This is a genomic window from Undibacterium sp. 5I2, assembly GCF_035019605.1.
Lineage (GTDB): Bacteria > Pseudomonadota > Gammaproteobacteria > Burkholderiales > Burkholderiaceae_D > Undibacterium.
The window spans coordinates 44,774-70,121 of the sequence record NZ_JASJVS010000009.1 but is presented as its reverse complement, the minus strand read 5'-3'; the positions used below and the strand labels follow the sequence as shown (position 1 = coordinate 70,121).

20 protein-coding genes and 3 tRNA genes are annotated in these 25,348 nt (G+C 54.4%); 7 read left to right on the top strand and 16 right to left on the bottom strand.

Annotation, left to right across the window (positions count from 1 at the left end):
• Nucleotides 1–15 precede the first annotated feature (15 nt).
• From QN359_RS05450 to QN359_RS05440, 3 genes are all read right to left on the bottom strand, one after another.
• Nucleotides 16–102: transfer RNA gene (locus QN359_RS05450), tRNA-Leu, on the bottom strand.
• A 221-nt stretch (nucleotides 103–323) separates the two neighbouring features.
• Nucleotides 324–3,416 carry an efflux RND transporter permease subunit gene (locus tag QN359_RS05445; RefSeq protein WP_322247852.1) on the bottom strand — a complete coding sequence of 1,031 codons (3,093 nt, stop codon included), beginning with the start codon at nucleotides 3,414–3,416 and terminating at the stop codon, nucleotides 324–326.
• Complete coding sequence (locus tag QN359_RS05440) at nucleotides 3,413–4,573, bottom strand: efflux RND transporter periplasmic adaptor subunit (protein ID WP_322247851.1); 1,161 nt, start codon at nucleotides 4,571–4,573, stop codon at nucleotides 3,413–3,415. The genes QN359_RS05445 and QN359_RS05440 overlap by 4 nt, the downstream gene beginning before the upstream one ends.
• A 153-nt stretch (nucleotides 4,574–4,726) precedes the next feature.
• On the opposite strand from QN359_RS05440, the gene hpnC reads away from it, so the two are divergent.
• The 3 genes from hpnC to QN359_RS05425 all read left to right on the top strand — a co-directional run bounded on the left by hpnC (nucleotide 4,727) and on the right by QN359_RS05425 (nucleotide 6,598).
• Nucleotides 4,727–5,536 (top strand): squalene synthase HpnC, encoded by an 810-nt coding sequence (gene hpnC, locus QN359_RS05435; protein WP_322247850.1) that lies wholly within the window; start codon nucleotides 4,727–4,729, stop codon nucleotides 5,534–5,536.
• A gap of 120 nt (nucleotides 5,537–5,656) precedes the next feature.
• Nucleotides 5,657–5,848, top strand: a complete 192-nt coding sequence (locus QN359_RS05430) for a hypothetical protein (protein ID WP_323493199.1) — start codon at nucleotides 5,657–5,659, stop codon at nucleotides 5,846–5,848.
• Between the two features lie 45 nt (nucleotides 5,849–5,893).
• Nucleotides 5,894–6,598, top strand: a complete 705-nt coding sequence (locus tag QN359_RS05425; RefSeq protein ID WP_322247848.1) for a M24 family metallopeptidase — start codon at nucleotides 5,894–5,896, stop codon at nucleotides 6,596–6,598.
• 104 nt (nucleotides 6,599–6,702) lie between these two features.
• Here the strand turns inward: QN359_RS05425 and QN359_RS05420 are convergent, their stop codons facing one another.
• Nucleotides 6,703–7,584 carry a hypothetical protein gene (locus tag QN359_RS05420; protein WP_322247847.1) on the bottom strand — a complete coding sequence of 294 codons (882 nt, stop codon included), beginning with the start codon at nucleotides 7,582–7,584 and terminating at the stop codon, nucleotides 6,703–6,705.
• Between the two features lie 243 nt (nucleotides 7,585–7,827).
• Between QN359_RS05420 and hpnD the strand changes: the two genes are divergently transcribed.
• Together hpnD and hpnE are read left to right on the top strand one after the other, a co-directional pair.
• Nucleotides 7,828–8,661 carry a presqualene diphosphate synthase HpnD gene (gene hpnD, locus QN359_RS05415; RefSeq protein WP_322247846.1) on the top strand — a complete coding sequence of 278 codons (834 nt, stop codon included), beginning with the start codon at nucleotides 7,828–7,830 and terminating at the stop codon, nucleotides 8,659–8,661.
• A complete protein-coding gene (gene hpnE, locus QN359_RS05410) occupies nucleotides 8,654–9,970 on the top strand; it encodes a hydroxysqualene dehydroxylase HpnE (RefSeq protein ID WP_322247845.1) in 1,317 nt (438 codons plus the stop codon). The genes hpnD and hpnE overlap by 8 nt, the downstream gene beginning before the upstream one ends.
• 27 nt (nucleotides 9,971–9,997) lie before the next feature.
• Here hpnE and radA read toward each other — a convergent pair whose 3' ends face one another.
• Entirely contained in the window at nucleotides 9,998–11,377 is a 1,380-nt protein-coding gene (radA, locus tag QN359_RS05405; RefSeq protein WP_322247844.1) for a DNA repair protein RadA, read from the bottom strand.
• Between the two features lie 168 nt (nucleotides 11,378–11,545).
• On the opposite strand from radA, the gene lplT reads away from it, so the two are divergent.
• Nucleotides 11,546–12,808, top strand: a complete 1,263-nt coding sequence (gene lplT / locus QN359_RS05400; RefSeq protein ID WP_322247843.1) for a lysophospholipid transporter LplT — start codon at nucleotides 11,546–11,548, stop codon at nucleotides 12,806–12,808.
• Between the two features lie 5 nt (nucleotides 12,809–12,813).
• On the opposite strand, the gene QN359_RS05395 is transcribed toward lplT, so the two are convergent.
• The 4 genes from QN359_RS05395 to tsaB are packed head-to-tail and all read right to left on the bottom strand — an operon-like array spanning nucleotide 12,814 to nucleotide 15,779.
• Nucleotides 12,814–13,773, bottom strand: coding sequence for a DUF1853 family protein (locus QN359_RS05395; protein WP_322247842.1), 960 nt, complete (start codon nucleotides 13,771–13,773; stop codon nucleotides 12,814–12,816).
• Nucleotides 13,773–14,606 carry a uracil-DNA glycosylase gene (locus QN359_RS05390; RefSeq protein WP_322247841.1) on the bottom strand — a complete coding sequence of 278 codons (834 nt, stop codon included), beginning with the start codon at nucleotides 14,604–14,606 and terminating at the stop codon, nucleotides 13,773–13,775. Before QN359_RS05390 ends, QN359_RS05395 begins: the two co-directional genes overlap by 1 nt.
• Nucleotides 14,603–15,067: a ribosomal protein S18-alanine N-acetyltransferase gene (gene rimI, locus QN359_RS05385; protein ID WP_322247840.1), complete on the bottom strand. Its 465-nt coding sequence runs from the start codon at nucleotides 15,065–15,067 to the stop codon at nucleotides 14,603–14,605. The genes QN359_RS05390 and rimI overlap by 4 nt, the downstream gene beginning before the upstream one ends.
• 7 nt (nucleotides 15,068–15,074) lie before the next feature.
• The gene (gene tsaB / locus QN359_RS05380) at nucleotides 15,075–15,779 is read right to left on the bottom strand and encodes a tRNA (adenosine(37)-N6)-threonylcarbamoyltransferase complex dimerization subunit type 1 TsaB (protein WP_322247839.1); all 705 of its coding nucleotides are present in this window, start codon (nucleotides 15,777–15,779) and stop codon (nucleotides 15,075–15,077) included.
• A gap of 70 nt (nucleotides 15,780–15,849) precedes the next feature.
• On the opposite strand from tsaB, the gene QN359_RS05375 reads away from it, so the two are divergent.
• Entirely contained in the window at nucleotides 15,850–16,287 is a 438-nt protein-coding gene (locus QN359_RS05375) for a thioredoxin family protein (RefSeq protein WP_322247838.1), read from the top strand.
• Here the strand turns inward: QN359_RS05375 and QN359_RS05370 are convergent.
• The 7 genes from QN359_RS05370 to QN359_RS05340 all read right to left on the bottom strand — a co-directional run bounded on the left by QN359_RS05370 (nucleotide 16,264) and on the right by QN359_RS05340 (nucleotide 25,204).
• Complete coding sequence (locus tag QN359_RS05370) at nucleotides 16,264–17,994, bottom strand: hypothetical protein (protein ID WP_322247837.1); 1,731 nt, start codon at nucleotides 17,992–17,994, stop codon at nucleotides 16,264–16,266. The genes QN359_RS05375 and QN359_RS05370 overlap by 24 nt on opposite strands.
• A 607-nt stretch (nucleotides 17,995–18,601) precedes the next feature.
• The gene (locus QN359_RS05365; RefSeq protein WP_322247836.1) at nucleotides 18,602–20,386 is read right to left on the bottom strand and encodes a hypothetical protein; all 1,785 of its coding nucleotides are present in this window, start codon (nucleotides 20,384–20,386) and stop codon (nucleotides 18,602–18,604) included.
• A gap of 210 nt (nucleotides 20,387–20,596) precedes the next feature.
• Nucleotides 20,597–22,255: a hypothetical protein gene (locus QN359_RS05360; protein WP_322247835.1), complete on the bottom strand. Its 1,659-nt coding sequence runs from the start codon at nucleotides 22,253–22,255 to the stop codon at nucleotides 20,597–20,599.
• A 200-nt stretch (nucleotides 22,256–22,455) separates the two neighbouring features.
• Nucleotides 22,456–22,532 (bottom strand) — tRNA-Arg (locus QN359_RS05355).
• Between the two features lie 94 nt (nucleotides 22,533–22,626).
• Nucleotides 22,627–23,013, bottom strand: a complete 387-nt coding sequence (locus QN359_RS05350) for a hypothetical protein (protein ID WP_322247834.1) — start codon at nucleotides 23,011–23,013, stop codon at nucleotides 22,627–22,629.
• Between the two features lie 157 nt (nucleotides 23,014–23,170).
• A tRNA-Arg gene (locus QN359_RS05345) sits at nucleotides 23,171–23,247 on the bottom strand.
• Nucleotides 23,248–23,314: 67 nt separating this feature from the next.
• On the bottom strand, nucleotides 23,315–25,204 hold the full coding sequence (locus QN359_RS05340) for a potassium transporter Kup (RefSeq protein WP_322247833.1): 1,890 nt from the start codon (nucleotides 25,202–25,204) through the stop codon (nucleotides 23,315–23,317).
• Between the last annotated feature and the right edge of the window lie 144 nt (nucleotides 25,205–25,348).

Here is a 25,348-nt window from a genome sequence, read left to right as displayed (position 1 = left end):
ATAGTAAAAATTCTGTGGTGCGAGGAGGGGGACTCGAACCCCCACACCATTACTGGCGTCAGGACCTAAACCTGGTGCGTCTACCAATTTCGCCATCCTCGCGGGATGAGTGCACAGCTGCGTGCCGGCAACACCGGCAGCACTTACACAAAAACAAAGGGCGACCCGAACAGCAATCGTCGCCCAATCTCATGCAAGTAGCATTACAACTCTAGCCCGATATTCTACTGGATTTTGTAGCGGCGTGTCTTATTTTTTTATTGCCTTAAAAAAAAGCCTGGCGTCAACTCTACGCTGCGCCGCACAAGGCGGCGCCGCGCCTTTCAGACTGGCTGACGAACCCGAAACCAGGTCGCATACAAGGCCGGCAGAAACAGCAAAGTCAAGCCGGTCGCAATGATCAAGCCACCCATGATGGCCACCGCCATCGGCCCCCAAAATACCGAACGCGATAAGGGAATCATGGCCAACACCGCAGCGGCAGCGGTCAGGATAATCGGCCGGAAGCGTCGTACTGCCGCTTCGATCACCGCCGTCCACGCTGCCGTCCCCTCGGCAATATCATGCTCGATCTGATCGATCAATATCACCGAGTTACGTATGATCATACCGAACAGCGCAATTACCCCTAGCTGAGCAACAAAGCCGAATGGTCGACCGAGCAGCAACAGCGCCATGGCGGCACCGGCCACGCCCAGCGGGCCAGTTAAAAACACCAACAGCGCACGCGAGAAACTATGCAGTTGCAGCATCAAGAGGGTAAAGATAATGAACACCACCAGCGGCACATTGGCAGCGATGGAATCTTGTGCCTTACCACTGTCGGCAGCCGCACCGGCCAGCGCGACTTTATAACCAGGCGGCAAGCTTGCGATGATGCTTTGCAAGGCCGGTAAAATCTGCGCCGACACGGTCGGCCCTTGAATGCCATCCACCACATCTGATTGCACCGTCACCGCCCATTCGCGCCCTTCACGCCAGACTACACCGGGTTCCCAAACCAGTGCAATCGTGGCCAATTGCGACAGAGGTAGCGACTTGCCGCTGCTGGTAGGCATATTGGCATTACCAAGCGCTTCTATGGTTGAGCGTTCGTCAAGTGGCTGCCGCACGACCATATCGATCAGCTTGTTGCCATCACGGAATTTCCCTACCGAGCTACCGCTCAGTATCGTGTTTGCCGCGCGCATGACCATTTGCGAGGTAACACCGACAGCACGTAATTTATCCTGATCGAGATCGATACGTACCACTTTAATGGCTTCGTTCCAGTTATCATTCACGCCCAAGGTATTGGCGTTCTGGCGCATGACTTGCTTGACTTGGTCGGCAATTTTTCGCACTTGCTCAACTTCCAAACCGGTCACACGGAATTGCACCGGATACGGCACCGGCGGTCCATTCGGTAGTAATTTGACGCGCCCACGCACTTCCGGAAAATCGACTTTGAAGATGTGGGCAATTTTTAAACGCAAGCTTTCACGCGCCTTCAAATTTTTCGCCAGCACGACGATTTGCGTCACATTGGTTTGCGGCAAAATCTGATCGAGCGGCAAATAAAAGCGCGGACTGCCATTACCGACGTAACTGGTGACGCTGGCCACGCCCTCTTGGTTTTTAATGAAGGCTTCGAATTTCTTGGTTTGCGCCTCGGTAGCGCGGAAAGAAGAGCCTTCCGGCAACCACATTTCAACCATCAACTCTGGCCGACTCGAGTCAGGGAAGAATTGTTGCTCGATGAATTTGAAGCCAAAAATACCGAGACCGAAGATCGCCAACGTGATCACGATGGTCGTTTTGCGCCAAGTGACACACCAGGTGACGGCGCGCCGGAAAGCACTGTAAAAAGGGGTATCGAATAGCTCTTGCTGACCATGCTCACCCACATGCGGCTTCACCTTCAGCAGCAGAAAGCCGAGATAAGGCGTAAATAAAACCGCCGCAAACCAAGAAATCAACAAGGCCAGAGCATTGACCGAAAACATGGAAAACGTGTATTCGCCGGCCGCCGACTTGGCTAAACCGATCGGCAAAAATCCGGCAGCGGTAATCAAGGTACCGGTCAGCATGGGCATGGCGGTAGAGCTATAGGCAAAGGTGGCGGCATCGAAACGCGAAAAGCCCTCTTCCATCTTGCGCACCATCATTTCCACGGCGATGATGGCATCATCGACCAACAAGCCCAGCGCAATGATCAAGGCACCGAGCGAAATCTTATGCAAGTCGATGTCAAGCACATGCATGAACAAAAAGGTGATCGCCAACACCAGCGGTATCGTCAAGCCGACCACCAAACCAGGCCAGATATCGAGCCGAAATGGCTTGGTGTGCAAGCCGAGTGCGAGAAAGCTGACTGCCAGCACGATGATCACCGCTTCAATCAAGGTGTGAACGAATTCCCCCACCGAGGCCTGCACCGCATCAGGCTGATTACTGACTTGCTCGAGCTGTATTCCGACCGGCAATTTGGCCTTGATCTGCGCGACCGTCGCCTGTAAATGCGTACCCAGTGCGACAATATTGCCGCCCTTCTCCATCGAAATACCTAAGCCCAGCACGTCCTTACCATTGAAGCGCATGGTGTCGTGCGGCGGATCTTGGTATTGTCGTTTGACGGTGGCAAAATCGCCGAGACGGAAGGTGGTGCCATTCGCGCGCAACTGCAAATTTTCCAAATCTTTGGCCTGCATCAAGGCACCCGACACCCGCACCTGCAGATCATCGGCCGCCGTCGTCAAGATACCTGTGCCTTCGACACCATTTTGCGCACTGATTTGTGTGACGATTGCATCAAAAGAAATACCGAGTTGAGAAAATTTCTTCTGAGAAAATTCAATTTGAATTTTTTCATCTTGAACACCGAATAATTCGACTTTTGCCACGCCAGGGATGCGTAAAAATTGCTGCCGCACGAAGTCACCGTACTCACGTACTTGCTCGTAGCTGAAGCCATCGCCGGACAGGGCAAAAATAGAACCATAGGTATCGCCGAATTCATCATTGAACATCGGTCCGATCACGCCTGGCGGCAGGGTATCCTTGATATCGCTCATCTTTTTACGCACTTGGTACCAAGCTTGCTGCACCTCTTTCGGCGGCGTCGATTCACGCAATTCCAGCGTAATCAAGGTTTCACCGGGCTTGGAATAGCTGCGAATACGGTCGATATACGGGGTTTCCTGCAATTTCTTTTCCAACTTATCCGTCACCTGATCGGCCATCTGCAAAGCCGTGGCACCGGGCCAGACCGCTTTGACCACCATGGCGCGAAAAGTGAACGGCGGATCTTCATCTTGGCCCAGTTTGCCGAAACTGAAAATACCGCCCAACAGCAGTGCTACCATCAAATAACGCGTCAGCGCGATATGCTCCAGCGCCCAGCGCGATAGATTAAAGCCTCCGGAAGCGCCACTCATCGCGCCGCTCCCGCTGGTGCTGCCGCAGCCGGCGCACCAAGCAGCGTTACCCGTTGCTCCGGCTTTAAGAAATGCACACCAGCCGTGACCACGGTTTGACCATCAGCAAGCCCACCAGCGACCAAGGCCTCCTCACCTTGCGCACCGAGCACGCGCACTGGCGTCAGCTTGACTATGCCATCGCGCACCACCCACACCGCGTCGCTACCCTTTTCTTGCAGCAAGGCTGTCATCGGCACATGCATCACTTGATCAGGCGTAACGAGAGCGAAACGTACCGTCGCCGTCATACCGAGGCGCACATTGGCCGCTTCGGTCGGTAGCACCACCTTGGCACTGTAAGTACGGGTAACCGGGTCGGCAATCGGAGATAGTTCGCGCAAGCGCCCCGCCACCGTCTTGCCCGGCTCAGCCCACAGACTGACGCGAATATCATTCATTTTCGCAATGCCATTGATTTTATTTTCCGGCACACCAACCACCACTTCCATTTCACCCTTCTGAGCTACCCGGATAACGGGCGTGCCAGCCGCCACCACTTGACCGACTTCGGCATCGATGCTCGTCACCACACCATCGGCATCAGCCACCAGACTGGCGTAGCCGGTTTGATTACTTTGACTGGAATGGGCAGCCAGCGCCTGCTCATAAGCCGACTGTGCCGATTGCCAAGCAACTTGCTTGGCATCGAGCACGGCGGCGGCAACGAAATTTTTGCTACGCAATTCTTGGTAACGATGCAACTCTGCGCGCGCCAGTTCACGATTACTATCAGCTGCCGCCAGCGCGGCCTTGGCTTGCGTCTGTGCCAGCGCCAAATCTTGCGGATCGAGTTGCATCAAGACTTGACCACGGCGCACCAAGCTACCCAACTCGACTTGGCGGTGGATAATCTTGCCAGCCACCCGAAAACCTAGCCGCGACTCTATGCGCGCGCGCACTTCACCGGACAACTCCAGTGCTGCCACGGCACTGGCCGCATGCACGGTCACGGCACGGACCGGACGAATATCTTCGTCTTTTTCGACTGGCTTGGAACAGGCCGACAAGAGGGTCAGTGTGGCAAACGCCAGACTGACCCCTCGCACAGCGGCGCGACCACGCGGTAAATGAGGTAGGCGCGGGGATGGCGCGGCGGTGGATGCAACAATGCTCACTGGGGTTTTCCTTTACTATCTGGCGGTTCAGACTGAAACGCCGAAAAGTAGGCGCAGCAGCAATCTTAAATATAAATGACTCAACGGTTAGTTATTATAATTAAGGCCTTTGCTTTTGCCAATGACTTTTCGGTCATTAAATAATTTCCCCTTATGCCGACAGAACACTACGAAAATTTCCCAGTTGCGTCGATGCTGTTACCGCCGCATTTACGGCCGGCCGTACAAACCATCTACGCCTTCGCCCGCAGCGCCGATGATTTCGCCGACGAGGGCGATGCCAGCCCAGCCGAGCGCCTGCAGGCTTTGCAACAGTACGAACAAGAACTCGATGGCATCGCTGCCGGGCAGGTTTCAAGCCAGCCCTTATTTCAGGCACTGGCCGCCGTGATGACTGAATATCAGTTGCCAGTGTCAGCATTGCGCGATTTATTAAATGCCTTCAAGCAAGATGTTACCACCACGCGCTATAGCGATTACGCCAGCTTGCTCGATTATTGCCGCCGCTCGGCCAATCCGGTCGGTTGCCTGATGCTGCATTTGTATGGTGCCGCCAACCCAAAAAATCTGCTCGATTCCGATGCAATCTGCAGCGCCTTGCAATTAATTAATTTTTGGCAAGACGTGGCGATCGATATCAAAAAACAGCGCATCTACATTCCCCTCGAAGACTTGCAGCACTTCGGGCTGGACGAGCGCGCCTGCAGCGGCCCCGCCAAAGACCCGGCCTGGCAAGCCTTGATGTTGTTTCAAACGCGCCGCGCTCATGCACTGATGCTGTCCGGCAGTGGTCTGGCGAAACGCTTGCCGGGACGGATAGGTTGGGAATTACGCTTGGTGGTGCAAGGCGGCTTACGCATCATTGAAAAAATCGAGGCGGTCAATGGCGATGTATTCCAGCGCCGCCCGAAAATCGTCGCCAGTGATTGGCCGCTACTGCTGTGGCGCGCACTGAAAATGTAAATTTCAGCAAGGAAGCGCGGATGAATCGGCGCAATTTGGCGCATAATGGCGGAAAAGCCACTTTACCGTGGCGCGTATGCTTTATCCCTAGTTTTTCCACTGCCCGAGCGTGAGTTGATGATGCAAAACCAAACTTGTATAAAGCCTTTGTTTTTCCTACTATGCATGCTCTCGCTCAATGGTTGTACGGTTCTGGCGATTGCCGATGTAGCGGTAGCGACCACGGTCAAGGTTGGCGGCGCGGTGGTCGGCACGGCCGTCGATGTTACCAAAGCCGGAGTCGGTGCCGTCACCGGCAGCGCTGCCAAATAAATCCGGCCAGCTCACCATAGCCAGAGCCAAGACATAGAAAACATCATGCCCACCGAACTCGAAATCGAGCAACATCGTCAGATTCAGGCCGCCGCCAAAGCAGTGCTGAGCCAATTAGCCAGTCTGATCACGGCCGAAGACAGTGAAAAAAGCATCGCCGACAAAGCCCATCGTTTGCTGCAAGATCAAGGCTACCCCGATACGTGGTACTACGCCTGCCCAGCTCTGGTATTGCTCGGCTCGCGCAGTTGCGTATCGATTTCGGGCCGCGACTATCAACCGCGCGAAGAACTGGTCGGCCGCTCCAACCTCGTCACCATCGACCTGAGCCCGACTCGCGACCGCTTCTGGGGTGATTGCGCACGCTCGTTTCCGATCGAGAATGGACGCGTCACGACGACGCCGCAATTACGCGAATTTCAAAACGGCTTGGGATTTTTAGAGCAAATGCACTTGCAGATGCTCAAACTGGTACGGCCACAAACCAGTTTCGCGCAATTGTTCGACTGGGCCAATATGCGCATTCGCGAAAATGGCTTCGTCAACCTCGATTACCGCAATAACGTCGGTCACAGCATTGCTAGCGAGCGCGACGCGCGCCAGTATATCGAATCGAACAACCATGCCCTGCTCGCAGACGTGCCGTTTTTCAGCTTTGAACCTTTTATTCGTCTCAAGGGTGGTAAATGGGGTTTCAAGCGCGAAGGTATTTTCTATTTCAATCAAGCGGGTAATTTGGAAGAACTCTAAGATAAAGAAAAGCCAGCGCGGATCACATCAGCGCCAGCGCTGGCCAAACAAAAACCGCTGCCAACCCCTCAGGGTGGCAGCGGTTTTTTTATTTAACGAGGTGATCAGATACAGTTGACCACGACATTCGCTGAAGCAGCCGGGTTACCAAGATTGGCAACACCGCTGGCATTTTGCACCGAGCAAGTTTGCCCGGTCGGCTGAGTCAGCACCGCTACTTTATATGGCATCCCTGTCAACAAAGACCAGTTGAAATTGTACACACCGATGGTGGTCAATGTAAGATTATCAACTCGTGCCGTCGAGGTATCGGTCAACACCAGGGTATTACCGGCAGTCAGGCCCGTCACCGTCACGGTCACTGGCGTCGCACTCACGCAAGCAACGGTCACGTTGGCTGCCGCAGCAGCATTGGCATTATTGGCCAAACCGGCACCATTGGCGACGGTACAGAATTTACCTGCAGGTGGGCGCGACACCGTGACATTGTAATTATCACCACTGACGACATAGGTTGGCAGCACAAACGTACCATTACTGGTCAGCGCGGAAGCACTGTCGACGTCGAGGTTGAGGCTCTGACTGGTGTTGGTGATATTATTATTGAGGTAGAGACTGTCACCATCCGGTAAACCGGTGATACTACCGACGATTTGCACATTCGGCACACAAGTAACGGCAACATTGGCCACGCCGGACGAACTGTTCATCGTGCCGCTGCCGTTGGCGACGCTACAATTGACCAAATTTGGCTGGGTTGCCACCGTGATGGCGTAGACGGCATTACTGGCTTCATTAAAGGAAAATGTGCCGTCAACCGTCAAACTTTGGTGGTAATTGCCTTCATTGCGCAGAACCAAGGAATTGGTACCGCTCGTGCCCAAGCCGGTGACGGTACCGCTGACGGTGGTGTACACAAAGCCGCCGCAGCCGACCAGAACGAGTCCGAGTCCGGCCAGAATTCCTGCAAGTTTTGATTTATTCAAGATGTTTGTCCAAATTAAGAGTTTTTTACTGCGAAAGCCGGGCTCTTTTTGCAGAGCGACCATATAATGCGCCAACCAAAGCACTATTATACGAGCTGGTGCGCGTCAGGTTAACAATTCTGCGTCGCAATTACATTACGATACGTCTATGCCTCCTACCTGCGTGATTTCATTTCACACAGTGATGAAGTTTGTTAGCATAGCGATTTATTTGGTTTTGTGCCAATTACTTATACGAAGACAATGTCCCCTGACGAATATTGCCAACAAAAAGCCGCCCAGAGCGGATCGAGCTTTTACTACAGCTTTCTGTTTTTGCCCGCCGAACGACGGCGCGCCATTACCGCACTCTACGCGTTTTGTCGCGAAGTCGATGATGTGGTCGACGAAAGCAGTGATGACATGGTCGCGCGTAGCAAACTGAACTGGTGGCGCAAAGAAATTCAAGCCATGCTGGCCGGCACACCCACCCATCCGGTTTGCTGCGCCTTGCTGCCTCATATGCGTCGCTTCGAACTCGATGGCGCGCATTTGCAAGCAATCATAGACGGCATGGAAATGGATCTGAACCAAACCCGCTACCTCGATTTCCAGGCTTTGCAAAAATATTGCTGGCATGTTGCGGGCGTGGTTGGCATCCTGTCGGCCAGTATTTTCGGCATCAGCAATCCGCAAACCCGCAGTTTCGCGGAAAAACTCGGACTGGCATTTCAGATGACGAATATCATCCGCGATGTCGGCGATGATGCGCGCAAAGGCAGGATTTACTTGCCGGTAAACGAATTGCAAGAATACAAAGTCACGGCAGCCGATATTCTCAACGCCAAGCACAGTCCCGAGTTTGTTGAATTGATGCAGTTTCAATATCAACGGGCCCAACGCTTGTATGATGAAGCCTTCGCCCTGCTGCCACCGGAAGACCGGCGCGCCCAGCGTACCGGCTTGATCATGGCGGCGATTTATCGCAGCTTGTTGGAAGAAATACGTAACGATGGCTTCCACGTTTTGAATCAGCGCATTTCCTTGACGCCAATACGCAAGCTTTGGTTGGCATGGAAAACTTACCTGCGTGCTTGAGGTGGGTGCGCGCGACATCGCCGTCATCGGTGCCGGCTGGGCTGGCTGTGCTGCAGCCATTGCTTTAAATCAAGCAGGTCACCGAGTCAGTCTGTTTGAAGCCACCCGCACGGCCGGCGGGCGAGCCCGTCGTGTCGAACTGCAAGGCATGGCGCTCGACAATGGTCAGCACTTATTGCTAGGCGCGTACCGCAACAGCTTGGCGATGCTGCGCCAGGTCGGCATCGATCCTGACCTGGCCTTGTTACGCCTGCCTTTACAAATGATCTACCCACCAGGCGAAGATGGCATGCATTTTCTTGCGCCACGCAGCACTTGGTGGCCAGCCCCCTTGCATCTGACCATTGCTCTTTGGCAAGCTACTGGCTTAACGCGCGCCGATAAAATGGCACTCGCCCGTTTTTCCTCGACGGCGCGCTGGATGGATTGGCAGCTCAATGAAGATTGCAGCGTCACTGAATTACTGCAAGGGTTTGAACAGAGCGAACGGCTGTGTCGCCTGATGTGGGTGCCACTATGCTTGGCGGCTTTGAATACGCCGCCCGAACAGGCATCGGCACAAATTTTTCTGCATGTCTTACGCGACAGCTTAGGGGCCCGAAGAGCGGCCTCGGACATGTTGATTCCACGCATGGATTTATCCTCCTTGTTTCCGCAGCGTGCCACCGAATACCTGTTACAACGCGGTGCACATGTCCATTTCGGACAAGCGATACGACAATTGCAGCGAAGCACCTCTGGTCAATGGCAACTGAGCCAAGATGTCGACGCGCCGCACTACGATGGTGTCATCGTCGCCTGCGACCCCGATAATGCCCGGCGCTTGCTGCAGACTTGCGGCGAAGAGAGCGTACCGGCGTTTGAACAAGCCGCGATTTGTACTTGCTATTTACAATACCGAGCAGATTTGCAACTGGCACGTCCACTGTTTGCGCTGCGCGACGATGTCGCAGCACAAGCCTGGGGGCAATATGTCTTCGATCGCGGCCAACTCGATGCCAGTCAAGCCGGCCTATTGGCGGTCGTCATCAGCGCCGCGCACGGCTTGCCTGATCACAGCACACTGGCTGCCGCCATCGCTCAGCAATTGGCACTGAGCTTTGCCATGCCGGAACTGGCAGCGCCACGCTGGAGCCGCGTCATTACCGAGAAGCGCGCGACCTTCAACTGCAAGGTGGCCTTGGCACGTCCCGATAATCAGACCGGCCAAGCCGGCTTACTGCTCGCCGGCGACTATACCGCCGGCCCTTACCCATCAACGCTGGAAGGCGCGGTCAACAGCGGACTGCGCGCCGCGGCACTAAGCTAAGAAAGCGCGGATTTAATCCGCGCTTCCCTACGTCATATCGTCGATCTCACGGATTTTATTCATCGCCTCATCGATACGATCGACAGCGATGATAGTCAAGCCTTCAATTTTCTGCTTCGGTGCATTGGCTTTCGGAATCATGGCAATGGTGAAACCGAGTTTCGCCGCTTCCTTAAGCCGCTCTTGACCTCGAGGGGCTGGTCGTATCTCGCCGGCCAGTCCGACTTCACCGAACACGACCAAGCTGCGCGGCAAAGGCTTATTGCGCATGGAGGAATTTATCGCCAGCAAGACCGCCAGATCGGCCGCCGGTTCGGCGATTTTCACGCCGCCGACGGCATTGATAAACACATCTTGGTCAAATGCCGCCACGCCCGCATGGCGGTGCAACACGGCCAATAACATCGCCAAGCGGTTTTGCTCCAAACCAACCGACAGACGGCGCGCATTCGGGGCGTGCGAGCTGTCGACCAAAGCTTGTATTTCCACCAATAAAGGACGAGTCCCTTCTTGCGTAACCATGACGCAAGAACCGGCCACTTGCGTCTCGTGCTGCGACAGAAACAGCGCCGACGGGTTAGCCACACCCTTGAGGCCGCGCTCGGTCATGGCGAAGACACCGAGTTCATTGACGGCACCGAAACGGTTCTTGATAGCGCGCACCAAACGGAAACTGGAGTGGGTATCACCTTCGAAATACAATACCGTATCGACGATATGCTCAAGCACACGCGGACCAGCCAAGGCACCTTCCTTAGTCACATGGCCAACCAAAATCATGGTGATATCCATGGTCTTGGCGAGGCGCGTCAATTGCGAGGCACATTCGCGCACCTGTGCCACCGAACCGGGTGCCGAACTGAGTGCATCCGAATACATGGTTTGAATAGAATCAATGACCACCACCTGCGGCCGATGCTCGGCCAAGGTTTGCAGAATTTTTTCCAATTGGATTTCCGCCTGCAAGGCCAAGCCATCGGTACGCAAACCGAGGCGGTGCGAACGTAAGGCAATCTGAGCCCCCGACTCTTCGCCGCTGACATACAAGACCTTTTTTAGCTGCGCCAAATTCGCCAAAGCCTGCAACAACAAGGTCGATTTGCCGATACCGGGATCGCCACCGATCAGCACCACCCCACCCGACACCAAGCCACCGCCCAGCACCCGGTCGAATTCTTCAATGCCGGTGCCAAAGCGCGGCACATCGGCCGCCTCAATATCGGCCAAATTAAGTACCGGCGCGGTTTGCGCCAAACTTTGCGGACGCGCCGAAAACCGATTTCCCGGCGCTTCGACCAAGGTTTCCACCAAGGTATTCCATTGCCCGCAAGCTGGACACTGTCCAGCCCATTTATTGCCAATACCACCACATTCGGTACAGGTGTAATTTGTTTTTGCCTTTGCCATCACGATTCCCTGCGCACGAGCGGCGCATGCTGATAAGTTTAAAAAATTGAATAACTACTGATATTTTACCCAGTATTGTGGGTAAAGCTGATGCTATTTCAGTTGAAGCACCCGAATTTCATGGTATAAAGCTGACCGATAACTCTTTGTCACAGGCAAATCATCAGCATGAAACGCGGTTTCTATACGATCATGGCGGCGCAGTTTTTTTCCTCGCTGGCCGACAACGCTTTGCTCATCACTTCGATGGCTTTATTGGTCTCCATGGAATCGCCCGCATGGATGACGCCGCTGTTGAAATTATTCTTTGTGTTGTCGTATGTAGTGCTGGCCGCCTTCGTCGGCGCGTTCGCCGATTCGCGCCCGAAAGGCCGCGTGATGTTCTTCACCAATCTGATCAAAGTCGCCGGCTGCGCACTCATGTTCGTACAAGTGCATCCGCTGGTGGCGTATGCAGTAGTCGGCTTCGGCGCGGCGGCCTATTCGCCGGCCAAATACGGCATCCTCACCGAATTGCTGCCGCCGGAACGTCTGGTCGCTGCCAATGGCTGGATTGAAGGGTTGACGGTGAGCTCGATCATCCTCGGCACCGTCCTCGGCGGCGCACTGGTTACCCCGAATGTGTCGGCCACTTTACTCAGCTTCGATTTCCCCTTCATCGACCTCCCGGTTCACACCCCCACCGAAGCTGCCTTGTGCGTGATTACCGGTCTATACTGCATAGCAGCAATTTTCAATCTGAGAATTCCCGACACCGGCGCCCGCTATAAGCAGCAGCAACACCACCCGCTACGCTTGATCACCGAGTTTTGCGGCTGTTTCATGACGCTGTGGCGCGACAAGCTGGGGCAGATCTCGCTGTCCGTGACGACGCTGTTCTGGGGTGCCGGCGCGACCTTGCAATTCATCGTCTTGAAATGGGCAGAAGAATCACTGAACATGCCGCTCAACAAGGCCGCTATTTTGCAAGGCGTGGTAGCAATCGGCATCGCCCTCGGCGCGGTGGCGGCAGCGCGCTTCGTACCTTTGAAAAAATCTCTATCGGTGATGCCGGTGGGAATCGCCATGGGCTTGGTCGTGGTGACCATGATTTTCGTGCACAGCGTGTGGATCGCCTATCCCTTGCTGATTTTGATCGGCATCCTGGCCGGCTTCTTCGTGGTACCGATGAATGCCCTGTTACAGCATCGTGGTCATGTGCTGATGAGTGCAGGTCATTCAATTGCAGTGCAAAATTTCAATGAAAACCTGTCGGTACTGGTCATGCTCAGTGTGTATGCGGTGATGGTTTCGCTGAAACTCAATATCCAGATCGTCACCATCCTGTTCGGGGTATTCGTCGCTTGCACCATGTTCTTGGTCATGAAAAAACACCACGCCAATCAACGCCAACACGATTCACTGGCCTTGATCGGCGAACACAAGCACTGAAGACTTCAAACCGGGCGCAAAGCGGTACGTGCTTGCGCCGCTTGCTGCCACCAATCATCGGCGACGATCATGGCGCGGCTGAGCTCGCGGGCTTGGCCGGCGGCACACTGAACCAAAGCCAACAAGAGCGTGGCCTGACTATGAGAAAAATGCTGTTCGACTTCTTGCAATAAAGCTGCCCACGTCGGCACATCGGCTTCTGCCAGCTGGGCCGGTGCCAACCAATCCAAGCGCTCCAGCAAGATGCCGCTCAATCCACCTGGGGCAGCGAGCGCACGTAATTGCGTCAGAGTCAAAATCTCGCCCCGACAATGATCGACCGCGATCCCTGCCAAGGTGTCAGGCGCTAGCGCCGGAGCATAGAACAACCAGCCGCGCACCAAAGCATGCGCCTCACTGATCTCGGCTGGCAACATGGCACGCGCCGTCGCTTGCTGCCCCAAGAGCAATTGCTGATGCAAAATCTTATGCATCTTACTGCCGAGGGTATCGGCCAGATTCGGTCCCACGTAATCGTACAAATCGGGAGCCAACTGAGCGCTTGGACAAAACAGATAAAACTTGGTCGCGAGTTCCCAATGCACCAAAGCGCCGTTTTGCCGCAAAACAAAATCAAATTCACCGAGTGTACGTGCCGCAGCGTCATGCACTTGCAAGCCGTGCGCGACCATTTCTCCGGTTTGCGTCAGAAAAAAAGCCAGTAATTGCTCGGCATACAAACCGAGACGCCGAGTAGGACGCTGGGCCAGCGCGGCATGTAAGGCTGCCGGTGCGGCGTCGAGTGCCGTCAGCATGCCGACCATCACCTCAGTGGGCGGCAGGCGTGGTGATAAGCCAGCACCGTGCCATACCGAGGCCCCGCTATCGAGCAAAGGGGCAGCGCATAACAACCAAGCCAAGGTGCGGACATGCCTATCTTGTAAATGCCCCCAGTTGCGATGAAACGCTGCCTGTGAAGTCGGCATCAGGGCACAGTTGCAGAAAAAGTTTGCTGCGCCAAGCACAAATCAGCCCAAGCCTTGCTCTTTTCTAAAGGTTTACGCAACAAGTAAGCCGGATGAAAAGTAACAATCAAGGGACGCTGGCGGTACTGGTGCACTTGGCCACGCAAGCTCACCAGCGTCGTATCGGCGGCCAAACCGAGTAAGCTCAGCGCCGCCGTCTTACCGAGCGCGACGATGACTTGAGGCTGCAGCAATTCGATCTGCCGCTCCAGATAAGGCAAACAAGCGGCGATTTCATCAGCATGAGGCGAGCGATCTTTACCCGCGGTATCGAGCGCACGACATTTCACCACATTCGTAATATAAGCCGTGCTCTGTCGATTCAAACCCAGTGCCAACAACATATTGTCGAGCAATTGCCCGGCCGGGCCAACGAAAGGTTCACCCTGCTGGTCTTCGTGCACACCGGGCCCCTCACCAACAAACAACCAGCGCGCCTGATGCTGGCCAGTGCCGAACACGGTGTGGCTACGACCGCCACATAAGGCACACGCCTGGCACTGTGCCACCGTGTCGCGCAAATGCGGCCAGTCCAGGCTGGCCATTGCTGGTGCTGGTGCTGGTGCGACTGCTGCAGGCGGCAACACGAGCTCGTGCGCAACCGGAGCAGCCACCGAACCGCCTGCCGGCATCGCTGCCGAACTCGGTGCAGTAACAGAGACAGATGGAGGAACAGATGCCGCCGCCAACACGGGCACAGGCGGCACCAGTGCGGCCTGACGTTCCACCCACAAAGGACCCAAGCCCATTGCATTCAACATTCTGGCACGCTGTGCCGTAGCGCTGCTGTTCATCGATAGATTCTCCGCATCACAATAGCATCTTCGCGGCCAGCTTCAGCCGCCGGATAATACGCTTTACGGCAGCCGATTTCGAGAAAACCATCGCTGCGATAAACCGCCAAGGCGCGCGCATTGCTGCGCCGTACTTCCAGCAACATCGAGGCAAAACCTTGCTCGATAGCATAGTCATGCAATAAATTTAACATTTCGCGCGCATAGCCTTGCTTTTGCTGTTGCCCCGCCACGGCAAAATTGAGCAAGTGCAGCTCTTCCAAGACCGGCATCACGAAGCAATAGGCGATCAGGCCGTGCTCGGCATCGCGCAAGCCAAAACCGGCATGGCCGCTCTGCAAAGAGTCGGTAAAATTTCCGCGCGTCCATGGATGAGGATAGAGCTGCACTTCCAAAGATAAAACGGTATCGATATCGGCATAACCAAGTTTCACAAAAGCAACGAAATCATGTGTAAGCATAGCGATCTCAGCCTTCCCGCGGCGCATTTTTTTGCGCCAGACGTTCGGCCGTGGTCAAGGCGATTTTATTGCGTAAATATAAGGGTTGCGCCAATTCCGCCGTCAGCGTCAAGCCCGCTTGGTACGCCGCCAAGCCGGCCAAAGCGGTTTGTCGCGCATGCGGCATCAGCGCCAAGTGTGTGCAGTCGGCATACGCCGCTGGCAAGAGTACGCCCTGCCCTAGCACCAGACAACAAGTCTGGGCCTGATCTATCACTAAGTCTTCGAGTTTCAGCAACGCCGGTGCCACCACTTCCTGCCAAACCCCCGCCAACCAGCGATAACGCGCGCAGTAGACTTCATTCATACGCGCATCGAGAATACAGACAAAATCGGTGCCGTCGTTTTGTTCACGCGCGGCCATGGCCATGACCAGCAAGCTGCCCACCGGCACCACCGGCAAGTCTGCACCAAAGGCCAAACCCTGCACAATCCCACAGGCAGTACGAATGCCGGTAAAAGCCCCGGGGCCACAGCCGAAGGCAATGGCATCACAATCGCTCAAGGCCAAGCCTGCTTGCGCGAGTAAATCTTGCAATGCGGGCAAGATACCTTGAGAGTGAGTTTCAACACCATTAAGTTCGCGCACCCAACTATGCGAACCGACCAGCAGCGCGGCCGAAGCCAGCGAGGTCGAGGTTTCTATTGCTAAAATTGCGGTTAACTTTTCCATGGGCGTATTTTACCGTGTCACTTCTCTCGAAGGCGGGAATTCTTGACGAGAGATCGGTTAAAATCAGCACATGACTGCCCTGACCCCGACTCACGACCGCGCCGCACTACAACTGCAATTGAATGAACGCGCATGCTTGGTCGCTTGCCTGTGCGCCGCTTGGTGCGATACCTGCACCAGCTATCGCCTCGCTTTCGACCAACTGGCGCTGCGCCATCCTGATAAATGCTTCGCTTGGGTCGATATCGAAGATTGCGCCGAACTCGTCGATGCACTCGACATCGACAATTTCCCCACGATTTTGATACAGCATGGCGACGAAGTCGCCTTTCTCGGCACCATGCTGCCAGACATCAACCAGTTGCACCGCTTGTTAAGCGCACTGAGCGCCGACGCTGCCAGTAGCAAAGCCAGCGCGCGCAATGCCCAAGCGCCGGCTGGCTGGAGCCTGCGGCGACTGCTGCAAAGCGATGCCAGCAGCGCCTCAGTGAATCTGCCCGCAGCGTAAGATGAAATGATAGTACTCGCGCTTGATCCATTCGGATGGAAATTGCCCAGTCACAAACAAATGGGTGAAGGTCTCTCGAAATGTCTGGCGCGCAACGTCGAGCCCGCTGGGGGTCGGCCAGCCAGCCTCGAGGCGCCCCATGGCAGAGATGAATGACTGTTCATGACCTTGCTTACACGCTTCCAATACTGAAGCAAACAAGTTGCGATCAAACTGCGCCTGATGCACCGCATAGCCACCGTCACGCAAGGTGCTCGCGCTGCCTAGGCGTTCCTTTAAAACCATCACCGTCGCTGAGGCTTTCCACGGCACGCAGACCAAACCCTTGGCTGTCGCAACGATTTTATCTGACAACTGTTCACAACGTAGCTGCTGCGCCGCACTGATCGGGCGCGGTGCCAATAAAGGGGATGGCAGTTGTGCGTGCATAAAACGCCGCAGATAGGAGGGATTCAGGCATTCGCCGTAGGCGATATCTTGGTACAGCGCCCCGATCGCCAATTGCCCCTCCACACTCTGTTCCGCAACAATGACAGTATGATCCAGCGTCGCGATCAAGTCGGGGATGCGCTGGCATAGTATCTGGTACAGGGCTTGGTCAGCGACCTTGACTTGTTCAATCTCGCCATCAATGTACTGGCGATTTTGCGTCGCAATCGACACAGCTTCGCCACCACCCAGCGGCATGAAGCTCTCTAACCACGCATCAAGTGGCACGGTCATTCTCCGTACAAAGTGATCAATCAACTCCTTGATCTCGCTGTCGGCATAATCGGCTCTGGCCTCCACATCATCGAAATGGAGCGCCGGCAGACGCTCCATGCGGTAAGGATTACGCTGCAGCAAGCGCAAATGAACCGGTAAGTATTCATGGAACTGAGCAGGAAAATGTGGCACATCCGTCAAGCTGCTACAACCGCGTAGATTCAGTCGCATCAAATTGGTCGGCACATTCTGCGGCAAACGCGTCAAGCTGATGCAATCGAGAATATGAATCAAATGCAATAATTCAGGCCAATGTGGCGGCAACACGCTTAGGCGCGAACAGTTGCCTATACGTAAGCCCAGCAAGCGGCTAGGTAGCAATTCGTACACACCCGTTAAAGCGCGGCATTGCGTGACGTCAAGCGAAAGCAAACCACTCGGCAATCGATCAATGCGTTGCAGCGCGTGGCAAAAAGAAATATTCAGGTTAGCCAAATTGGTCGGAAAATTTTCCGGTAACTGCGTCAAAGCCACGCAACCAGTCAGCGACAGCGACATCAAACTGTTTGGCAAATTTGCCGGCAGTTCGGTCAAAGACGGACAGTTGCAAAGCTCGAGCGAGGCCAAGCCGACCGGCAAGGATTCGCCCAAGGACATCAGCGACTCGCAACACATAATTTTCAAACGACACAAACCGTTAGGCCACCTGGGAGGTAAGCACTTCAAGTGTGGGCAATTATCAATACTGACTTCAGTGACCCTGTCCGGCAAAGGCGGCAGACTGCTCAAATTCCAGAAATGATGCAGTTCCAGAGTAGTGGCATTGTTACTATGGGCATTGAGCAAATATTGCTCTACCACCTCTCCATCTACCTCTTCAGCAGCGCGGTCGCGCCATGCACGCAGGATCTCCGGGTAACTATTTGGTATCTTGGGTGCCAGTGCTAGTGCGAGTGCTACTGTGGACGATCTGGCTGCAGAGGATGGCGACAGGTTTATCATGATTTTACTGACTCAAGTGCGAGGATAAAATCTCTACTCTAAGCAAGCCTGTAACAAGCGGAAATCAGTTTTCGCCCATTTTCAGTGTGCAAGCTGACACTAACTCTTCGAGTTTCATCAAAAATCTGACTAGGGTTTGAAACCCCGGCCTGAAGAGGCTGTCGCAAAAGGGTAGTGAGTCGGTATCATTACCCTAACTGGTGGCCACGTCATTCCTGCGCGCTTTTGGCAGGAACCCAGCGGCGTTCGTGGTTAACTGAAAATGCCAGAAATTGTGGCATTTTCAGTGTAAAAAACGACGCTGGGTTCCCGCCAAAAGCATGCGGGAATGACGAGGCTGCGGCATGCGGGAAAGACGCGGTATGCGGTGTTTCAGGTGTAAACAGCGTCCATCAGGCTTTTGCGACAGCGTCTTCAGGCCGGTGAGCGACGAAGGAGCGACCCGATGGAAACCCCTTCCAGAGGCTTTTCCATCGTCGCTTGCGACGATCCATTAAGTTGCTCAAATACTTGCAGCGTTTGTTAAGCGCACTGAGCGCCGGCGCTGCCAGTGGCAAAGCCAGCGCACCCAATGCCCAAGCACCGGCTGGCTGGAGCCTGCGGCGACTCAGTGAATCTGCCCGCAGCGTAAGATGAAATGGTAGTACTCGCGCTTGATCCATTCTGAAGAAAAGTAACCGGTCACAAACAAGCGCACGAACTCCTCTTGGAAGGTCAGACGCGCACCATCGAGTGGCCCCGGGGCCGGCCAACCGGCTTGAAAATCAGCCATAGCCGCAAGGAACATCTCCTCGTCACCCTGCTTGCACGCGCAAAGCACTTGACTGAACAATGCCCTGTCGATGCACGAGGAATGTACCGCATAGCCACCGTCAAACAGCACCATCTCCCCATCAGCACGCTCAATCGATACTTTAGCCCGCGCATTTGGGTGCCAGGGCACGTTTGGAATCTGTTGGGCCAGCTCGGTAATACTGGCCGACAAGCGGCGGCAGTAGCCTTCCTCTTCGACCAAGAGCGGCCGAGTTTCCATCAATGGCGATGGCTTTTTCGTACAGGTAATATACTCGAGCGCATCCGAACTGAGCTCATCGCCAATGACGATTTCGTCATACAAACGGGCGATGGCCACCTGCGCCTCGGCACTTTGTTCCGCCACCACCACCTGGTATTTCAAATTCACAATCACATTGGGCACCCGTTCCACCAACAGCATCACCAGCGCCGCATGGTGCATAGCGATGCGTTCGACCGTGTCATGTCCGAAGGGCGGATTCTGCGTCGCAATCGATACCGGCTCACCACCGTGCAAAGGTGTATAGCTATCGATCCACTCGCCGCGACGGTTCGCCGTGCGCAAGCTGAAATGATCGATCAGTTCGCAGATCTCGGTATGTCGATAAGCGGATCGAGCAGGGATATGATCGAAGCATGCCGCCGGCAAGATCCGCTCGCCCTCATCGAGCGTATCTTGGATTAAATGGATAGGCAGTCGCACCTCTAAACCTAGATGGTAACGCGGTACGAAAGCCAGCGAAATACACGCAATCAGGTCAAGATGAGCCAAACTTTCCGGCAGCCTGGCAGGCAGACGAGTGAGGGCACCGCAAGCAACCAGCGACAGCGTCAACAAGCGCGGTGTTGACAGCCGCGGCAGCGCGACCAGCGCGGAACAATTCCGTATCGTCAGACGACGTAAGAACGCCAAATTCAATTCACACAGTGCCGTCAAGGCCGGGCAATCAGTGATTTCCAAGCCGCGCAAAGCGCTTGGCAAGGGCCCAGGCAAGTGCGTAAAGCTGGCGCAATTATTGATCGATAATTCTCTCAGGCTATCCGGCAAACTGGCAGGTAAATTCGACCAAGCTGCACAGCGTGTCAGTTTAAATTCACGCAATTCCGCAGGCCATTGCTCACTCAGCGCATGCAGCTTGGGACAGTCGCTGATCACGACCGATCGTAAGGCCGGCGATGGCGCGGCGCGCACAGATTCGAGCGCCAAACAGTGAGAAATCGTCAGACACCTCAAGGCTAGGGGCCAGTCGGTCTCGAGCGCCGTCAGGGCGTTGCAATCTTTAATATACAACTCCTTCAAACCGGCTGGCCAGCGCGCGCTTGACGCAGATATGCCAGCGCCAGGCATACTCAATAAGCTCGGGCAATTGCGAACCATCAGTCGCACTACGCAGTCAGGTAAGGGTGGCAGACTGCTCAAGCCATCCAAATCACACAGTGTCAGCAAAGGCGTGCGATTAGCATGCACCTCAAGCAAGTGTGCCGCTACCATCGCCCGCTCCTCGTGCGCCGGGCTAACGCCAACCCAGGCATCGATCATCTGCCGGTAATCCTGCACAGCGGATGCAGCAACTGAGTTGGCACGTAGCGGTGTCATTGACATGCCAGCAGTTGAACTGGGAATACAGCTGAAACGAGGTAAAATCGGAGGCATGTGCAGTCGAAGTCAAAGTGATTGATCACCGTCAGATGTTAGCGAGGCACTGTCACGAGAAATACCAGTTTTCGCTCATTACATTCAACTGCTGCGTGCATGCACTTACCCTCGATGCACCGTCATTTCCGCAGGCCGCAACGACATTTGTATTCAGTGCATCTGCCCACAGCGCAACACAAAATGGTAGTACTCGCGTTTAATCCATTCCGAGGCGAATTGCCCGGTCACGAACAGATGTATGAAGTTTTCGCGAAACGTCAGGCGTGCTTCGTCGAGTAAACTGGGGGTCGGCCAACCAGCCTCAAAGTATGCCATCACCTCGATGAATTCCGACTCATCATCCTGCTTGCAGCAGGCCAATACCCCCGCGAACAAGGCGCGATCAATACTGGACTGGTGCACGGCATAGCCACCATCAAGCAAAATATGTGCACTCGACTGACGTTCTGCCAATACCATGATCGTGCCAGAATCGTCCCATGGCACGCAAACCAACTCCTTGGCTGCCATAATGATCTTGTTTGATAACTGCTGACAACACAATTGCTGCTCAGCGCTGATAGGGCGCAGCGCCAATAAAGGGGATGGCAATTGTGCGCGCAGAAAACGCTGCAAATAGGAGGGGTCAAGGATAGCGCCGTAAGCAATATCTTGATACAAGGCCTCGATTGCCAAGCGCCCCGCCTCACTCTGCTCGGCAATAATGACGGTTTGCTGCGGCGCTGCGATCAAATCAGGCACGCGCACCATCAACTCCAGCTGCAGCGCTTCGTCAGTCAAGTTCACTTGCTCAATCTCGCCCTCCACATACAGGCGATTTTGTGTAGTAATCGATACCGCGGCAGCGCCATCGAGCGGCGTGAAGCTGTCTAACCAGGCATTTTGAGGGCTGACTGTACGCAGTACGAAGTGCTCGACCAACTCCTTGACTTCGCTGTCCTCATAATCGGCCCTGGCCTCGACATCGTCGAAATGCAGTGGCGACAGCGCCTCAAGAGAGTGAGGATTGCGCATGGGCTCGCGCAAATGCAAAGGCAAGTACGGCTGAAAACGGATGGGGTAAATCGGCGCACTCGTTATCGCAGTGCTACCGCGCAGATCGAGACGAATTAAGCGCGACGGTACCGTCATCGGTATGCGCGTGAGCGTGACACAATTGGAAAGCGTCAGTATCTGCAACGACGCCGGCAATTCTTCCGGGATATCGTTTAACGAAGGACATAAATCGATACGAAAGCTCATCAATTCATCGGGCAAGTGGCCGCGCACCGCCGTCAATCTATCGCACCGACAGATATCAAACGAGACCAAAGAGCGCGGAATGTACTCTATACTCCGAAGCGCATGACAACCGAAAATATGCACATGAATTATGCGATCCGGCAAATTGGCCGGCAATTGCTCAAGCGCCGCGCAACTGACCAGCGACAGCGCCATCAATTCAGCCGGTAAATTCGCCGGCAAAGCGGAGATAGATGGACATTCAGTCAAGCCCAGCGTGTTCAAGCAACTGGGAAGATTCTCACCCAAGGAGCACAAGGATGCACATTGAAAAAAATTCAGACTGCGCAAACTGGCAGGCAACACGGCCGGCAAGCTGCGCAAGGCCGGGCAATTGTAAATTCTGATTTCGTGCAAGCCGCCCGGCAAGGCTGGCAAACTACTCAGCGTACCGAAGTGGCGCAGCACCAGCGTGGTGGCGTTGTCACGGTAAGCGCTGAGCAAACGTCGCGCTACCTCTACCCTATCCTCCCCCGGCGGCGCACTGTCGCGCCATACGCGTACGATCTCCGGATAACTGGCTGGCACAGTGGGTGCTGACGCGACTGCTCGCAATCCAGCAACAGAGGATGAAAAGACATTTATCATGGGGGCGATCAATTGCTCACAGGCTGGAGTGAAAATGCCACTCTAACCAAGCCCATCCCAAGCAGAAATCAATTTTCGCCCATTTTTCGCGCGTGCCAAATAGAAAAAAGGGATCAGATTTTCATCTGATCCCTTATATCTGGTGCGGCTGGCAGGAATCGAACCCACGACCCCTTGGTTCGTAGCCAAGTACTCTATCCAGCTGAGCTACAGCCGCGAAGAACAAAATTATAGCAAAGCTCAAGGGAAAATTATAGCCCCCTGGGCAAATTATTTTTCTTTACCAACAAGTAACAGCGAAGAAACAGCGCTCAACGCCGCCCACGATACAAGCCGCCATAACAGACCAAGCCACTGCGCCCCTGAAAACGGCCACTATACAGCGCCCCGCACACCACCGCACCGGTACGGCTTTCGGCATAGCCGGCATAGCGACCGCCAGCGCAAATCTGACCGCTGCGGCTTTCGGCATAGCCGGCGAAATCAGGCGAACAACCGATACTGCCATCGGGCCGCTCAGAATAACCACGATAGCCGTTCGCAGTCGGGTAATTCGAATAACTCGGATAGTCGGTCGACAGGGGATATGGCGGATACGGATTAGCGTGATAGCCGCGGCGCTGAGCACAAGCGGTAAGCACGGTGAGCACGGTGAGCACCATGCACAAACGGAGACAGCGGCGGGAAAAATTCGACATACAGAAAAACTGCCCTTCATGATCATCAGAAGACCTGAAGTCTGCAATCGATCCGCACGAATGACAAGACGGAAATTTCTGAAATCACCGTAGGATTTTTCTGAAGCGGCGGCAGAATAGAAAAAAGGGATCAGACTTGCGTCTGATCCCTGAAATCTGGTGCGGCTGGCAGGAATCGAACCCACGACCCCTTGGTTCGTAGCCAAGTACTCTATCCAGCTGAGCTACAGCCGCGAAAAACAAGATTATAGCACAGGCTTTTTGATTATATAAGCCCCCGACCGAGTTTTTACTGACAAACTTAAATTTCCACTTGCGAACCGACTTCGATGACGCGGTTGGTTGGGATGCGGTAGTAATCAGCGGCATCGCGTGCATTGCGCGACATCAGCACAAACAGCCATTCACGCCACAAGGCCATGCCACTGCCCGGCTTGGAAACAATGGTTTGTCGGGCGATGAAATACGAGGTTTCCATCGGTTCGAACAACAAACCGAATTTTTCGCACAAAGCCAGCGCTTTGGGAATATCCGGCTCATTCTTGAAGCCGTAATTGACATCGATCTGGTAACAATCATGACCGAAGTCGGTGACATGCACTCTATCTTCCGGTGCCACCCAAGGAATTTCCTTGTTATGCAAAGTCAGAAACACCACACGCTCATGCAAAATCTTGTTATGCGACAGATTATGCAGCAAGGCGTGCGGCACACCATCGGCTTCGCCGCGCAAGAAAATCGCCGTACCAGGGACGCGGTGAGGTGGTGAGACAAACAAAGATTCCAAAAAGTCACTGAGTGGTATCGCATGCTTTTTCAAGTTATCGAATACCAACTCACGACCACGCTTCCAGGTTGTCATGATCACAAACATGATCGATCCGAGCACCAGCGGGAACCAGCCACCATGGACAATTTTGAGCGCGTTGGCAGCAAACAGCGAAAAATCGATGAAAGCAAAAAAGCCGGTAGCCATCAAACACAGCGCCAAATTAAGCTTCCAGCGGTGACGAATGACGAAAAAAGTCAGCAAAGAAGTCACCAGCATGGTGCCCGTAACGGCAATACCATAGGCCGACGCCAGATTAGAGGAAGAAGCGAAACCGACCACCGCCGCCACCACCACCAGCAATTGCAGCCAATTCACCACGGGAATGTAGATCTGCCCGATCTCTTTCGCCGAGGTATGAATGATCTGCATGCGCGGCAAAATACCCAAAGCAATGGCTTGCTTGGTCATGGAGAAGGTACCGGAAATCGTCGCCTGCGAAGCAATCACCGTCGCCACGGCCGACAAAATCACCAAGGGGTAAACACTCCAAGGCCCGAGTTGCTGATAAAACGGGTTACTGACCGCAGAAGGCGTGACGATCAGCAGAGCACCCTGACCGAGATAATTGAGCGCCAAGGCTGGAAACACGACCGAAAACCAGGCAATCCGTATCGGTTGACTGCCGAAATGCCCCATATCCGCATACAGCGCTTCAGCACCGGTGAACGCCAACACCACGGCACCGAGCGCTAAAAACGCTACCCAACCGTGCGAGAGCAGAAAATCAAAGGCATGCACCGGGTTGAGGGCGCCGATAATGCTCGGCATTTTAGCGATGTTATACACGCCCATCACCGCCAAGAGTGCGAACCAGATCACCATGATAGGACCGAACCAGCGACCGATACCGGCCGTACCCTTGAACTGCACGGCATACAAGGCAGCAATCACCAGCACGGTAATCGGCACCACATACGGTTTGAAGGCCGGCGTCGCCACTTCCAAACCTTCAATCGCAGATAACACCGACACCGCCGGGGTGATCACACCATCACCGTAAAACAAGGCGGCACCGAGCAAACCGAGCACCAACAAAACAAAATATAACTTCGACGATTTACCGACCGATTCCAGCGCCAGCGCCGTCAGCGCCATAATGCCGCCCTCGCCGCGATTATCGGCGCGTAAAATCAGTGTGACGTATTTGAGTGCAACGATGATAATCAAACCCCAACAAATCAGGGAGATCACACCGAAGACATTGAATTCATTGAGCTCCAGACCGTGTTCGGGAGAGAACACTTCCTTCATCGTATAGAGCGGACTGGTACCGATATCGCCGTAAACGATACCAATGGCGGCGAGTGACAAAGCAGCAAGACTGCTTTTCGCATGATTCTGATGATTTTCCAATTGCATACCCTATTGTTTTTGGTGCACTGCACATTAGGCGATTAAGCGGCGAAATTCAATAGAGCGGCATAAAAAAAAGTTTATTGCATATTAAAGCAACACTTAGTAACACTCGGCCTTGCTGGTCTGCGTTTGTGTTAAGAAAGTGCA